This is a genomic window from Pseudacidovorax sp. (genome assembly GCF_017991995.1).
Lineage (GTDB): Bacteria > Pseudomonadota > Gammaproteobacteria > Burkholderiales > Burkholderiaceae_C > Xenophilus.
In genome coordinates this window covers 277368-290928 of the sequence record NZ_JAGOPN010000004.1, presented here as the reverse complement: position 1 = coordinate 290928, position 13561 = coordinate 277368, and the positions used below count along the sequence as shown (strand labels likewise).

The window sequence follows — 13561 nt, the reverse complement described above, 5'->3', positions numbered from 1 at the left end:
CCTTTTGACTTTAGTTGATCGGGGCAGCCGGATCAGGTACTGCCCCGTGGAGCGAGAAGCCCGAGGACTTCTCAGCGCTTGTCGAGGCCGGCCGGTGGCCAGCTTTCGAGCTTCATGCCAAGGGTCAGACCGCGCGAAGCGAGGACTTCCTTGATTTCGTTGAGCGACTTTCGACCCAGGTTCGGGGTCTTGAGCAGCTCGTTCTCGGTGCGCTGGATCAGATCGCCGATGTAGTAGATGTTCTCGGCCTTCAGGCAGTTGGCCGAGCGCACGGTCAGTTCCAGCTCATCGACAGGGCGCAGCAGGATCGGGTCGAACTGCTGAGCACTGCGCTGGGCAGGCTGCTCGAACATGCCGGTCAGCTCGCCGCCTTCCAGCTGCGCGAAGACGGCCAGTTGCTCGACCAGGATCTTGGCCGAGGCGCGCACGGCATCTTCGGCGGTGATCGCACCGTTGGTCTCGATCTCGACCAGCAGCTTGTCCAGGTCGGTGCGCTGCTCGACGCGGGCGCTCTCGACGGTGTAGCTCACCCGCTTGACGGGCGAGAACGACGCGTCGAGCACGATGCGGCCGATCGACTTGGTCGGCTCGTCCGCATAACGGCGCATGGTGCCGGGCACGTAGCCGCGGCCCTTCTCGACCTTGATCTGCATGTCCAGCTTGCCGCCTTGCGACAGGTGGGCGATGACATGCTCGGGATTGATGATCTCGACGTCGTGCGGCGTCTGGATGTCGGCGGCCGTGACCGGACCTTCGCCTTCCTTACGCAGGCTCAGCGTGACCTCGTCGCGGTTGTGCAGCTTGAACACCACGCCCTTGAGGTTGAGCAGGATGTTCACGACGTCTTCCTGGACGCCGTCGATCGACGAGTACTCGTGCAGCACGCCGGCGATCGTCACTTCCGTGGCTGCATACCCCACCATCGACGACAGCAGAACGCGGCGCAGCGCGTTGCCGAGCGTGTGGCCATAGCCGCGCTCGAAAGGCTCGAGCGTGACCTTCGCCTTGTTGGCAGCCAGTTGCTCGACCTGGATGGTCTTGGGTTTCAGCAGGGTGGTTTGCATGCGGACTTCCTCTCAATACCCCCGGCTCGTTACACCGGTAAGGCTGGTGAAGTGCCCGCCTCGAATGCCTTCGAGGGGGTACAAAAACATTCAAGGGTGGCGCTGCGCGGCAGCGCCACCGGTCGCCTCTGGGTCTCGCTTTAACGCGAGTAGAGTTCGACGATCAGCGATTCGTTGATGTCAGCGCCGAATTCGTCACGGTCCGGGGCCTTCTTGAAGGTGCCTTCGGCCTTGTCGATGCTCACTTCGACCCAGCCCGGAATGCCGACCTGCTGGGCCAGTTGCAGCGCCTCGATGATGCGGGCCTGCTTCTTGGACTTCTCGCGAACGGCCACGACGTCACCGGCCTTCACCAGGTAGGACGGGATGTTGACCGACTGGCCGTTCACCGTGATCGCCTTGTGCGACACCAACTGGCGCGCTTCGGCACGGGTCGAACCGAAGCCCATGCGATAGACGACGTTGTCCAGACGGCACTCGAGCAGCGACAGCAAGTTGGCGCCGGTGTTGCCCTTGCGGCGATCGGCTTCGGCGAAGTAGCGGCGGAATTGCTTTTCCAGCACGCCATACATGCGCTTGACCTTCTGTTTCTCGCGCAGTTGCAGACCGAAGTCGGAGGTGCGCTGACCCGAGGTACGGCCGTGCTGGCCGGGCTTGGAGTCGAACTTGGCCTTGTCCGCGATGGAGCGGCGGGCACTCTTCAGGAACAGGTCGGTGCCTTCACGGCGGGAGAGTTTGGCCTTGGGGCCGAGGTAACGTGCCACGGTATTTTCCTTGTGGTTTCTGCCGCGAGCATTGCTGCCGCGGGAGCCATCAGTCGTTTCGGTCGATGGCGGTGGGCTTGTGAAAAGCGAGAACGCAAAAACGCGCAGACCGCCCGGAGGCGGACTGCGCAGGCGGCCTCACCTCAGATGCGACGACGCTTCTGGGGACGGCAGCCGTTGTGGGGCACCGGGGTCACGTCGGAGATCGACGTGATGCGGATGCCCAACGCAGCCAGTGCGCGCACCGAGGATTCGCGACCCGGGCCGGGGCCCTTGATCTCGACGTCCAGGTTCTTGATGCCTTGCTCGACAGCGGCGCGGCCGGCCACTTCGGAAGCCACCTGGGCAGCGAAGGGCGTCGACTTGCGCGAACCCTTGAAGCCTTGGCCACCCGAGGAAGCCCAGGACAGCGCGTTGCCCTGGCGGTCGGTAATGGTGATGATCGTGTTGTTGAACGACGCATGCACGTGCGCAATGCCGTCCGCAACGTTCTTGCGGACCTTCTTGCGCACACGCTGTGCGGCGTTGTTGGCAGGAGCTTTAGCCATGCTGTTCTCTCTTTACTTCTTCAGGGCCTGGGCAGCCTTGCGCGGACCCTTGCGGGTACGGGCGTTGGTGCGCGTGCGCTGACCACGCATCGGCAGACCGCGACGATGGCGGAAGCCGCGGTAGCAGCCGATGTCCATCAGGCGCTTGATGTTCATCGTGGTTTCACGACGCAGGTCACCCTCGATCGTGAATTGGGCGATCTGGTCGCGGATCTTTTCGAGATCGGCGTCCGTCAGGTCCTTGATCTTCTTGGCGTAGTCGATGCCGCAGGCTTCGCAGATCTTGCGAGCGCGGGTACGGCCGATGCCGAAGATTGCCGTCAGGCCGATCTCGGCGTGCTTGTGCGGCGGGATGTTGATGCCAGCAATACGTGCCATGTGCGTCCTCTAGAACTCTCGAATCAACCCTGGCGCTGCTTGTGGCGCGGGTCGGTGCAGATCACGCGCACCACACCCTTGCGGCGGATGACCTTGCAATTGCGGCAGATGGGCTTGACCGATGCCGAAACTCTCATTTCATTTCTCCTAACTCTTACTGTGGCGACCCTAGGACGCCCGAAACACGATGTGCGTGCCCGGCTCGTCGCGGCAGGGCGTTCACTCGACCTTGCGTTCAACCACCCAACGTCGTCTTGAAGTTGGCCTTCTTGAGCAGCGATTCGTACTGCTGCGACATCAGGTAGTTCTGCACCTGGGCCATGAAGTCCATCGTCACGACCACCAGGATCAGCAACGAGGTACCGCCGAAATAGAACGGCACGTTGTACTTCAGGATCAGGAACTCCGGCAGCAGGCAGACGAAGGTGATGTACACCGCGCCAGCCAGCGTCAGACGCAGCAAGATCTTGTCGATGTAGCGGGCGGTCTGGTCACCAGGACGGATCCCGGGGATGAACGCACCGCTCTTCTTCAGGTTGTCGGCGGTCTCGCGGCTGTTGAACACGAGCGCCGTGTAGAAGAAGCAGAAGAACACGATCGCTGCTGCGTACAGCAGCGTGTAGATCGGCTGTCCCGGGGCCAGCGCAGAAGCGATGTCCTTGAGCCAGCGCATGCTGTCGCCAGTGCTGAACCAACCCACCACCGTTGCGGGCAGCAGGATGATGGACGAGGCGAAGATCGGGGGGATCACGCCAGCCATATTCAGCTTCAGCGGCAGGTGCGAAGCCTGTCCACCATAGACCTTGTTGCCCACCTGACGGCGCGCATAGTTCACCAGGATCTTGCGCTGTCCGCGTTCGACGAACACCACGAAGTAGGTGACCAGCACGACCAACGCCACGATGAACAGGGCCACGATCACGCTCATGGCGCCGGTACGCACCAGCTCCAGCAACCCGCCGATCGCATTGGGCAAGCCCGCAGCGATACCGGCGAAGATGATGATCGAGATGCCGTTGCCCAGGCCCCGCTCCGTGATCTGCTCACCCAGCCACATGAGGAACATGGAACCGGCCGTCAGGCTCACCATCGCGGTGAACCGGAAGCCGAAACCAGGTGCCACCACCAGGCCGGGAGACGCCTCCAGCGCCACAGCGATGCTGAAAGACTGGAAAAGAGCCAAACCCAGCGCGCCATAACGGGTGTACTGCGTGATCTTGCGGCGGCCGGCCTCGCCTTCCTTCTTCAATTGCTCGAAGGAGGGAAGGACATAGGTCATCAGCTGCATGATGATCGATGCCGAGATGTACGGCATGATCCCCAGCGCGAAGACCGTGAAGCGCGACAGCGCACCACCCGAGAACATGTTGAACAGGCTCAGGATGCCGCCCTGCTGACCCTGGAACAGCTGAGCCAGCTGGTCCGGGTTGATGCCGGGAACGGGGATGTGCGCGCCGATACGGTACACCACGAGGGCGAGCAGCAGAAAGACCAGCCGGCGACGCAGGTCGCCGAACTTGCCGGTCTTCGCGAGCGTTGCCGCGTTGGTTGCCACTGTGCTGCCTTGCTTTCGCGTCTGGATCAGGCGACGGAGCCGCCGGCAGCCTCGATGGCGGCCTTGGCACCCGCGGTCGCACCGACACCCGTCAGCTTGACGGCCTTCGTCAGTTCACCAGCCTTGATGACCTTCACCACCTTGGCCAGCTGACCCACCAGGCCGGCTTGCTTCAGTGCCAGGACATCGACTTCGGCCAGGCCCAGCTGCTCCAGCGCGGCGAGGGTGACCTCGGCGTTGAACTTCAGCGAAGCCGACTTGAAGCCACGCTTGGGCAGGCGGCGCTGCAGCGGCATCTGGCCGCCTTCGAAACCGACCTTGTGGAAGCCACCGGCACGCGACTTCTGGCCCTTGTGGCCACGACCTGCGGTCTTGCCAAGGCCAGAGCCGATGCCACGGCCCACACGGCGCTTGGCGTGCTTCGCGCCCGCTGCGGGCTTGATGCTGTTGAGTTCCATGTCAGAGCACCTTCACCAGGTAGGCGATCTTGTTGATCATGCCGCGCACGGCGGGCGTGTCCTGCAGCTCGCTCACGCTGTTGAGCTTGCGCAGGCCCAGGCCGCGCACGGTGGCGCGGTGCGACTGCTTCGTGCCGATGGGGCTGCGAACCAGCTGGACCTTCACGGTCTGTTGTTGCGTCGTCATTGCGTCTCTCCTGCTCAGGCGAAGATCTCTTCGACCGTCAGGCCGCGCTTGGCAGCGACTTCCGAGGCGGTGGTCGAGTTCTTCAGCGCGTCGAGCGTGGCGCGAACCATGTTGTAGGGGTTCGACGAGCCATGGCTCTTGGCCACGACGTCGGTGATGCCCATGACTTCGAACACGGCACGCATCGGGCCGCCGGCGATGATGCCGGTACCCTTGGGAGCCGGGGACATCATCACGGTGGAGGCGCCATGGTGGCCGGTCACTTCATGGTGCAGGGTGCCATTCTTGATCGACACCTTCATGAGGTTGCGGCGGGCTTCTTCCATCGCCTTCTGCACGGCGGCGGGCACTTCCTTCGACTTGCCCTTACCCATGCCGACGCGACCGTCGCCGTCACCCACCACGGTGAGTGCCGCGAAACCCAGAATACGACCACCCTTCACCACCTTGGTGACGCGGTTGATCGCGATCATCTTCTCGCGCAGACCGTCCTCGGGACCTTCGTTCTGCGTTCTTGCCTGAATCTTTGCCATCTTGAATTCCTGTTCTGCGCGGGCGCTTAGAACTGCAGGCCGGCCTCGCGGGCGGCTTCGGCGAGAGCCTTGACACGGCCGTGGTAGGCGAAGCCTGCACGGTCGAAGGCCACCTTCTCGACGCCGGCGGCCTTGGCCTTCTCGGCGATGCGCTTGCCAATGATGGTGGCGGCGGCGGCATTGCCACCCTTGCCAGCACCACCCAGCGAGGCGCGCACTTCGGCTTCGGCCGTGGAGGCCGTGGCCAGCACCTTGGCGCCGTCGCCAGAGATGACGGTGGCGTAGATGTGCAGGTTGGTGCGGTTCACCATCAGACGCGCGACGCCCTGCGTGGCAATGCGGATGCGGGTCTGGCGGGCGCGGCGCAGGCGCTGTTCCTTTTTGGTCAACATCATGCGGCCTCTTACTTCTTCTTCGTTTCCTTGATCACGATCTTCTCGTCCGCATAGCGGATGCCCTTGCCCTTGTAGGGCTCGGGAGAGCGGACCGCGCGGATCTCGGCAGCCACCTGGCCGACGCGTTGGCGATCGGCACCCTTGATCACGATTTCCGTGGGGGTCGGGGTGGCGACGGTGATGCCGGCAGGCATCTCGATGTTGACCGGGTGCGAGTAGCCCACGGCCAAGTTGAGCTTGGTGCCTTGGGCAGCAGCCTTGTAGCCCACGCCCACAAGCGTCAGCTTCTTCTCGAAGCCCTTGCTCACACCCAGCACCATGTTGTTGACCAACTGGCGCACCGTGCCGCTCATCGCGTTCGATTCACGCGACTCGTCGGCGGGCACGAAGGTCAGCTTGCCATCATTGGCCGACACCTTCACCAGCGCGTTGGCCGGGATGGACAGTTGGCCACCAGCGCCCTTGACGCTGATCTGGTCGCCCTTGATCTGCACGTCCACGCCTGCGGGGACGGTGATCGGCATTTTTCCGACTCGGGACATTGTTCAGCTCCTCCGTCTTAGGCCACGTAGCACAGCACTTCGCCGCCGACGCCGTTTGCACGGGCCTTGCGGTCGGTCATCACGCCTTGCGGGGTAGTGACGATGGCCACGCCCAGACCATTCTGGACCTTGGGGATCGCGCCGGCACCCTTATAGACGCGCAGGCCAGGGCGGCTCACACGCTCGATGCGCTCGATCACCGGACGACCGGCGTAGTACTTCAGCGAAATCTCGAGGTTCGTCTTGCCGTCTTCCGTCTTGACCTGGAAGCCGTCGATATAGCCCTCGTCCTTCAGCACCTGTGCGATCGCGATCTTCACCTTGGAAGACGGGACCGACACGGTGGGCTTCGCGACCATCTGCGCATTGCGGATGCGCGTCAGCAGGTCGGCGATGGGATCACTCATGCTCATGTTTCTTGCTCCTGCCTGGCTTACCAGCTGGCCTTGGTGACGCCGGGGATCTCGCCGTCGAAGGCGAGTTCGCGGACCTTGGCACGGGCCAGACCGAACTGGCGGAAGGTGCCACGGGGGCGGCCAGTGATTTCGCAACGGTTGCGCTGGCGGGTGGGGTTCGCGTTGCGCGGCAGCTTCTGCAGCGCCAGGCGGGCGGCGGCACGCTCTTCGTCGCTCTTCTTCGCGTCGTTGGCGGTCGCCTTCAGTTCATCGTACTTCTTGGCGTACTTGGCGGCCAGCTTGTCGCGCTTCAGTTCGCGCTGGATCAAAGCAACTTTTGCCACAGGGTCACCTTTAGTTCTTGAAGGGGAAGCGGAAGCCCTGCAGCAGCGCCTTGGCTTCTTCGTCGGTCTTGGCGGTCGTCGTGATGCTGATGTTCAGACCACGCAGCGCATCCACCTTGTCGTACTCGATCTCGGGGAAGATGATCTGTTCCTTGACGCCGATGTTGTAGTTGCCGCGGCCGTCGAAGGCCCGGCCGGAGATACCGCGGAAGTCACGCACGCGGGGCAGGGCCACGGTGACGAAACGGTCCAGGAACTCGTACATCTTCACGCCGCGCAGGGTGACCATGCAGCCGATGGCCTGGCCTTCGCGGATCTTGAAGCCGGCGATGGCCTTCTTGGCCTTGGTCACGACGGGCTTCTGGCCGGCGATCTTGGTCAGATCGGCAACGGCGTGGTCCATGACCTTCTTGTCCGCCACGGCTTCGCTCACGCCCATGTTCAGCGTGATCTTGGTCAGGCGGGGGACCTGCATCGGCGACTTGTAGCCGAACTTCTCGGTCAGTTCTTTCGCGATCTTTTCGCGGTAGTGTTGTTGCAGACGGGCCATGGTGTACCTCAGGCAGCCTTGATTTCTTCGCCGCTGGACTTGAAGACGCGCACGCGCTTGCCGTCCACCAGCTTGATGCCGACGCGATCGGCCTTGCCGGTCGCGGCATTGAAGATGGCCACGTTGGATTGATGGATGGGCATGGCCTTCTCGACGATGCCGCCGGTCGTGCCCTTCATGGGGTTCGGCTTGGCGTGCTTCTTGACGAGGTTCACGCCCTCGACGACCACGTGTTCTTCACCGGCGCGCAGGCTGACAGTGCCTTGCTTGCCCTTGTCGCGGCCGGCGATCACGATGATCTTGTCGCCCTTGCGAATCTTGTTCATGGCGTTGTCCTTCTTACAGAACTTCGGGGGCCAGCGAGACGATCTTCATGAACTTCTCGGTACGCAGCTCGCGCGTCACGGGTCCGAAGATGCGGGTGCCGATCGGCTCCAGCTTGGCATTAAGCAGGACGGCGGCGTTGCCGTCGAACTTGACGAGCGAACCGTCGCCACGACGGATGCCCTTGGCGGTGCGCACCACGACGGCGTTGTAGATCTCGCCCTTCTTGACGCGACCACGCGGCGCAGCTTCCTTGACGCTCACCTTGATGACGTCGCCGACGCTGGCGTAGCGACGCTTGGAGCCGCCGAGCACCTTGATGCACAGGACGGACTTCGCACCCGTGTTGTCGGCCACTTCGAGCCGGGATTCAGTCTGGATCATTGCTAGTAGTTCCCAACTTGTACCGTTGAGGCCAGACGTCCGGCAATGCACCGGCGCGAAAAACCTGTTCGGTCAGTCTTGGGCCCGTCGTCGGCGCACACAAAAAAGCCGTAAGGCGCTTCTGCTGATTGCACGCGTCCGTCTGGGCGGAAAGAGTTCGCTTTTTAGGGCGAAGCCGGCTATTGTGCGTTGCAGGCGGATTGCTGTCAAGCGCTTGGTTTGACGCCGTCCTTACGCCCGTGTTGCGGGATCACGGACGAAGGGCATAGCCGGCGACGATGCCGGCGAAGACGGCGAAGCCCAGCCAGTGGTTGTGGCGGAAGGCCCGGAAGCATCCGTCCCGGGTGCGGTCGCGGATCAGTCGCCAATGCCAGAACGCCTGGCCTAGCGCCGCTGCCATCCCCAGAGCGAATGCTCCGCCCAGCCCGGCACGCAGGCCCAGCACGCCCCAGATCGCCAGGAACAGCGCATACGAAGCCATCACCGCCGCCACATCGAAGCGGCCGAAGGTGATCGCGGAAGTCTTGATGCCGATGCGCAGATCGTCGTCACGGTCGACCATTGCGTACTCGGTGTCGTAGGCCAGGACCCAGCCCAGGTTGCCCAGGAGCAGCCAGGCGGCCGTCGCCGACACGGCGCCGTCGCGCACCGCGCTGAAGGCCATCGGAATGCCGACACTGAAAGCCACACCGAGCACCGCCTGCGGCAGCGAGACGAAACGCTTGGCGAAGGGATAGGCCAGCGTGATGGCCAACGCGCCAAAGGACCAGGCGACCGTCGGCCCGTTGGTCGTCAGCACCAGGGCGAAGGCGACCAGCGCCAGGGCAGCGCCAAGAGCCAGCGCCTCCTTGACCGACACGGCGCCGCTGGTGACGGGCCGTTGGGCGGTGCGCTTGACGTGGCGGTCGAAGTCGCGGTCGGCGACGTCATTGACGCAGCAGCCGGCGCTGCGCATGAGGATCGTGCCGAGCACGAAGACGGCCAGGAGGTGCCAGCCCGGGAAACCGTCTGCGGCGAACCACAGCGCGCCCAGCGTCGGCCAGAGAAGCAGCAGCCAGCCCGCGGGCCGGTCCCAGCGGATCAGGTCCAGATAAAGAGAAAGCCGCCCGCGGCGGGCGGGCGGCTGGGTGGCACTGGCGCTCACTCTTCCAGGAGCGAACGCAGCATCCAGGCGGTCTGGTCGTGCACGGTGCAGCGCGCCGTGAGCATGTCGGCGGTCGGATCGTCGCCCGCCTCTTCGGCCACAGGGATGAACTCGCGCGCGATGCGCGACACCGTCTCGTGGCCCTTGACCAGGATGCGCACCATCTCCATGGCACGCGGCGGCTGCAGCGGCACATCCGGCACGGTGGCGATCTTGCTGAACTCGGCATACGAGCCCGGCGCATAGTGGCCCAGGGCACGGATGCGCTCGGCGATCACGTCGGTGGCGTTCCACAACTCGGTGTACTGGGCCATGAACATGGCATGCAGCGAGTTGAAATGCGGCCCGGTCACGTTCCAGTGGAAGTTGTGGGTCGTGAGATAGAGCGTGTACGTGTCGGCCAGTACGCGAGAAAGGCCTTCGGCGATGGCGGCGCGGTCCTGGCGGTCGATGCCGATGTTGATGATGGGCGCGTTGCGGCCACCGGATTCGGGGGCCACGCGGTCACCGCCCTTGTCGGGCACGGCACCGGCAGATGCCGCGGGCGCAGCAGCCACGATGGGGTTCTTGTCCTTCTTGGGCGACTTGGGGATCTTGGCCATGCTGGTTTCCTTTGGAGGGAGGTCGGGAACGAGGTGAACCTCGGAGAGCGAGGCGGCGAGGCCTCTACCTTAGGCGCCGGGGCCTGCCGGAGGCAACACCCCGCACTCTATCGAAGACATAGCCGGCCGCGATGCAGGCCGGCACCGCGTCAGGACAAACGTTTGACGCCCGGCAACTCGCAGGCATAGATCGCGTTGCGCAGCGCCGCGATCGCTTCGTAGCGGGTGAAGCTGCGCCGCCACGCCAGCACCACCCGGCGCGAGGGCGGCGCACCGCCTTCGCCATCGCGCACGGGCACATAGCGAACGATGGGCTCCAGATCCTTGCGCGCCTTGCTGCGGGGCTTGAGCGCCTCGGGCGGCACCGACAGGCGCGGCACCAATGTGACGCCCATGCCTGCGGCCACCATGTGCTTGATGGTCTCCAGCGAGGAGCCTTCGAAGCTCTTGCGAATGCCCTCGGCGTTGCTGGAGAAGCGGGCGAACTCCGGGCAGACCTCCAGCACATGGTCGCGGAAGCAGTGGCCAGTGCCCAGCAGCAGCATGGTCTCGTTCTTGAGCTCGTCGGAGCTGACCCATTCGCGGCTGGCCAGCGGGTGCTGGGCCGGCACGGCGGCCAGGAAAGGCTCGTCGTAGAGCTGGGCCATGGCCAGGCCGGAGTCGGGAAAGGGCTCGGCCATGATGGCGCAGTCGATCTCGCCGGCGCGCAGCATCTCCAGCAGCTTGGCGGTGAAGTTTTCCTGCAGCATCAGCGGCATCTGCGGCGTGCGCGCGATGTTCTGGCGCACCAGGTCGGGCAGCAGGTAGGGGCCGATGGTGTAGATGACGCCCAGGTTCAGTGGGCCGGCCAGCGGATCCTTGCCGCGCTTGGCGATTTCCTTGATGGTGGCGGCCTGGTCGAGCACCGACTGGGCCTGCTGCACGATCTGCTCGCCCAGCGGCGTGACCGTCACCTCGCCGGCGCTGCGCTCGAAGAGCTTGACTTCGAGTTCGTCCTCCAGCTTCTTGATCGCCACCGACAGGGTGGGCTGGGAGACGTAACAGGCCTCGGCCGCCTTGCCGAAATGCCGCTCGCGCGCCACCGCGACGATGTATTTGAGTTCGGTCAGGGTCATAGCTTGCGTCAATTATGCGCGCCGGTCCCGGGCGGGCGAAGCCCTGCCGACAGGCAGCCCTTCAGGCCTTCAGGAACTCCGCCCTCGTCCCCAGCCACCGGTCCACATGCCGGTGGGCCTGGTCCGGATGGCGGTCCAGCAGTTGGGGCGCCAGGTCGCGCGCCCATTCGAGCAGGCGCTGGTCCGTGCCCAGGTCGGCGAAGCGCAGCAGCGGCGCGCCGGACTGGCGCGCACCCAGGAATTCGCCGGGGCCGCGGATCTCCAGGTCGCGCCGAGCGATCTCGAAGCCGTCCGCCGTCTCGACCATGGCGGTGAGCCGGGCCTTGGCCGCCTGCCCCACGCGGCCGCTGTCGCCGGGCGCGTAGAGCAGCACGCAGGCCGAGGCCGCCGCGCCGCGCCCCACGCGGCCGCGCAGCTGGTGCAGCTGCGACAGCCCGAAGCGCTCGGAATGCTCGATCACCATCAGCGAGGCGTTGGGCACGTCCACGCCCACCTCGATGACCGTGGTGCTGACCAGCACCTGCAGCGTGCCGGCGCTGAAGTCGGCCATCACGGCCTGCTTCTCGGCGGTGGGCATGCGCGAATGCAGCAGGCCGACGCGCACCGTCTCGCCCAGGGCGTCGGCCAGTTCGTCGCGGGTGGCGGTGGCGTTGCGCAGGTCCACCGCCTCGCTTTCCTCGATCAGCGGGCAGACCCAGTAGACCTGCCGGCCCTGCTGGATCTGGCCGTGGATGCGGGCGATGACCTCGTCGCGCCGGTGCTCGGCCAGCAGCTTGGTGACGACCGGCGTGCGGCCCGGCGGCAGCTCGTCGAGCGTGGAGACGTCCAGGTCGGCGTAGTAGCTCATGGCCAGGGTGCGCGGGATGGGCGTGGCGCTCATCATCAGCAGGTGGGGCTCCAGCGCCTGCATGCCGTCGTTGCCTTCCGAAGCCTTGCCGCGCAGCGCCAGGCGCTGGGCCACGCCGAAGCGGTGCTGCTCGTCCACGATGGCCAGCGCCAGCCGCTGGAAGCGCACCTTCTCCGAGATGACCGCATGCGTGCCCACCACCAGCGCGGCCTCGCCGCTTTCGACCGCCGCCGCCATGGCGTCGCGCTCGCGCTTCTTCTGGCTGCCGGTCAGCCAGGCCACGCGGCGGCCCTGGGCGGCCAGCAGCGGATCGAGCCAGCCGACCAGCTTGCCGAAATGCTGCGAGGCCAGGATCTCGGTGGGCGCCATCAGGGCGCACTGGAAGCCGGCGTCGATGCAGCGGGCCGCGGCCAATGCGGCGACCAGCGTCTTGCCCGAGCCCACGTCGCCCTGCAGCAGCCGGTGCATGGGCTGGCGGTGGGCCAGGTCGGCGGCGATCTCGCGGTCGGCGCGCGCCTGGGCGCCGGTGGGCGAGAAGGGCAGCGCCGCCAGCAGGCGGGCATGCAGACTGCCTTCGCCGGTGCCCGCGCGCAGCACGGGCGCGCGCTGGGCCTCGCGGGCGCGGCGGGCCTCCAGCTGAGAGAGCTGCTGGGCCAGCAACTCGTCCGCCTTCAGCCGCTGCCAGGCGGGATGGCTGCGGTCCTCCAGCGCGGCCAGGGCCACGTCGGGCGTCGGGTGGTGCAGGAATTCGAGCGCGGCGCGCAGCGTCCAGGCGTTGTGGGGCAGCAACTCGGGGGGGATCAACTCCTCCAACGGCGCCCGCGCCAGACCGGCCTGCACGGCGCGGCGGAGCACGGGCTGAGCGAGGCCCGCAGTCGTGGCATAGACGGGCGTCAGCGCCAGCGGCAGCGCCGTGCCGGCCGCCTTGATGACCGGGTGCAGCATGGTGCGGCCCACGAATCCGCCGCGCACCTCGCCACGCGCCCGCACCCGGCTGCCGGGCGCGAGTTGCTTCTGCTGCGAGGGGTAGAAGTTGAAGAAGCGCAGCTGGCAGGTGTCGCTGCCGTCGTCCAGCGTGACGATGAGCTGGCGGCGGGGGCGGAACACGATTTCGCTGTCCACGATCGTGCCCTCGACCTGCGCATGCTCGCCGTCGCGCACATGGGCCAGTTGCACGATGCGGGTCTCGTCCTCGTAGCGCAGCGGCAGGTAGAGCGCAAAGTCGATGTCGCGCACCAGACCCAGTTTTTTCAGCGCGCGCTGCACCTGGCTTTCGCCGCTGCCGGGCGCGCGGGGGGCGCTGGGCGCAGGGGCAGGCGAAGCGAGGGGGCGCGCGGACATGGGACAATTCTGCCTCCCCGCCCTCCTCCGCCCCGTGCGGAACGCTGCCGCCCCGCGATGGCCTGCACGGAGGGCTTCCGCTTCTTTCTTG

The 13561-nt window shown here is 65.6% G+C and carries 20 protein-coding genes; all 20 read right to left on the bottom strand.

Annotated elements, in window-relative coordinates; translation table 11 throughout:
- Nucleotides 1-71: 71 nt before the first annotated feature.
- The 20 genes from rpoA to recG all read right to left on the bottom strand — a co-directional run bounded on the left by rpoA (nucleotide 72) and on the right by recG (nucleotide 13470).
- A complete protein-coding gene (gene rpoA, locus KBC94_RS07685) occupies nucleotides 72-1064 on the bottom strand; it encodes a DNA-directed RNA polymerase subunit alpha (protein ID WP_017758445.1) in 993 nt (330 codons plus the stop codon).
- Between the two features lie 140 nt (nucleotides 1065-1204).
- Entirely contained in the window at nucleotides 1205-1828 is a 624-nt protein-coding gene (rpsD, locus tag KBC94_RS07680; protein WP_017758444.1) for a 30S ribosomal protein S4, read from the bottom strand.
- A gap of 143 nt (nucleotides 1829-1971) precedes the next feature.
- Nucleotides 1972-2376, bottom strand: a complete 405-nt coding sequence (rpsK, locus tag KBC94_RS07675) for a 30S ribosomal protein S11 (protein WP_017760904.1) — start codon at nucleotides 2374-2376, stop codon at nucleotides 1972-1974.
- Between the two features lie 12 nt (nucleotides 2377-2388).
- Nucleotides 2389-2754 carry a 30S ribosomal protein S13 gene (gene rpsM / locus KBC94_RS07670; RefSeq protein ID WP_017760905.1) on the bottom strand — a complete coding sequence of 122 codons (366 nt, stop codon included), beginning with the start codon at nucleotides 2752-2754 and terminating at the stop codon, nucleotides 2389-2391.
- Nucleotides 2755-2777: 23 nt separating this feature from the next.
- Complete coding sequence (gene rpmJ, locus KBC94_RS07665; protein WP_017760906.1) at nucleotides 2778-2891, bottom strand: 50S ribosomal protein L36; 114 nt, start codon at nucleotides 2889-2891, stop codon at nucleotides 2778-2780.
- Nucleotides 2892-2989: 98 nt separating this feature from the next.
- A complete protein-coding gene (gene secY / locus KBC94_RS07660; protein WP_017760907.1) occupies nucleotides 2990-4309 on the bottom strand; it encodes a preprotein translocase subunit SecY in 1320 nt (439 codons plus the stop codon).
- 26 nt (nucleotides 4310-4335) lie between these two features.
- Complete coding sequence (gene rplO / locus KBC94_RS07655) at nucleotides 4336-4767, bottom strand: 50S ribosomal protein L15 (protein WP_017760908.1); 432 nt, start codon at nucleotides 4765-4767, stop codon at nucleotides 4336-4338.
- A 1-nt stretch (nucleotide 4768) separates the two neighbouring features.
- Nucleotides 4769-4954 (bottom strand): 50S ribosomal protein L30, encoded by a 186-nt coding sequence (rpmD, locus tag KBC94_RS07650; protein ID WP_017760909.1) that lies wholly within the window; start codon nucleotides 4952-4954, stop codon nucleotides 4769-4771.
- A gap of 14 nt (nucleotides 4955-4968) precedes the next feature.
- The gene (gene rpsE / locus KBC94_RS07645; protein WP_017760910.1) at nucleotides 4969-5487 is read right to left on the bottom strand and encodes a 30S ribosomal protein S5; all 519 of its coding nucleotides are present in this window, start codon (nucleotides 5485-5487) and stop codon (nucleotides 4969-4971) included.
- A gap of 26 nt (nucleotides 5488-5513) precedes the next feature.
- The gene (gene rplR, locus KBC94_RS07640; RefSeq protein WP_043117689.1) at nucleotides 5514-5879 is read right to left on the bottom strand and encodes a 50S ribosomal protein L18; all 366 of its coding nucleotides are present in this window, start codon (nucleotides 5877-5879) and stop codon (nucleotides 5514-5516) included.
- Between the two features lie 11 nt (nucleotides 5880-5890).
- Nucleotides 5891-6424 (bottom strand): 50S ribosomal protein L6, encoded by a 534-nt coding sequence (gene rplF / locus KBC94_RS07635; RefSeq protein WP_234193091.1) that lies wholly within the window; start codon nucleotides 6422-6424, stop codon nucleotides 5891-5893.
- Nucleotides 6425-6441: 17 nt separating this feature from the next.
- A complete protein-coding gene (gene rpsH, locus KBC94_RS07630) occupies nucleotides 6442-6837 on the bottom strand; it encodes a 30S ribosomal protein S8 (protein WP_017760913.1) in 396 nt (131 codons plus the stop codon).
- A gap of 20 nt (nucleotides 6838-6857) precedes the next feature.
- Entirely contained in the window at nucleotides 6858-7163 is a 306-nt protein-coding gene (gene rpsN / locus KBC94_RS07625; protein WP_043117682.1) for a 30S ribosomal protein S14, read from the bottom strand.
- Between the two features lie 10 nt (nucleotides 7164-7173).
- Nucleotides 7174-7713 (bottom strand): 50S ribosomal protein L5, encoded by a 540-nt coding sequence (rplE, locus tag KBC94_RS07620; RefSeq protein WP_234193092.1) that lies wholly within the window; start codon nucleotides 7711-7713, stop codon nucleotides 7174-7176.
- A gap of 8 nt (nucleotides 7714-7721) precedes the next feature.
- Nucleotides 7722-8039, bottom strand: a complete 318-nt coding sequence (gene rplX / locus KBC94_RS07615) for a 50S ribosomal protein L24 (RefSeq protein WP_017760916.1) — start codon at nucleotides 8037-8039, stop codon at nucleotides 7722-7724.
- A 13-nt stretch (nucleotides 8040-8052) separates the two neighbouring features.
- A complete protein-coding gene (gene rplN / locus KBC94_RS07610; protein WP_017760917.1) occupies nucleotides 8053-8421 on the bottom strand; it encodes a 50S ribosomal protein L14 in 369 nt (122 codons plus the stop codon).
- Nucleotides 8422-8671: 250 nt separating this feature from the next.
- A complete protein-coding gene (ubiA, locus tag KBC94_RS07605) occupies nucleotides 8672-9565 on the bottom strand; it encodes a 4-hydroxybenzoate octaprenyltransferase (RefSeq protein WP_294368162.1) in 894 nt (297 codons plus the stop codon).
- Nucleotides 9562-10167: a DNA starvation/stationary phase protection protein gene (locus tag KBC94_RS07600; protein WP_255697234.1), complete on the bottom strand. Its 606-nt coding sequence runs from the start codon at nucleotides 10165-10167 to the stop codon at nucleotides 9562-9564. Before KBC94_RS07600 ends, ubiA begins: the two co-directional genes overlap by 4 nt.
- A 149-nt stretch (nucleotides 10168-10316) precedes the next feature.
- Nucleotides 10317-11282 carry a LysR substrate-binding domain-containing protein gene (locus tag KBC94_RS07595; RefSeq protein WP_114801399.1) on the bottom strand — a complete coding sequence of 322 codons (966 nt, stop codon included), beginning with the start codon at nucleotides 11280-11282 and terminating at the stop codon, nucleotides 10317-10319.
- Nucleotides 11283-11343: 61 nt separating this feature from the next.
- Complete coding sequence (gene recG, locus KBC94_RS07590) at nucleotides 11344-13470, bottom strand: ATP-dependent DNA helicase RecG (RefSeq protein WP_294368153.1); 2127 nt, start codon at nucleotides 13468-13470, stop codon at nucleotides 11344-11346.
- Nucleotides 13471-13561: the final 91 nt, after the last annotated feature.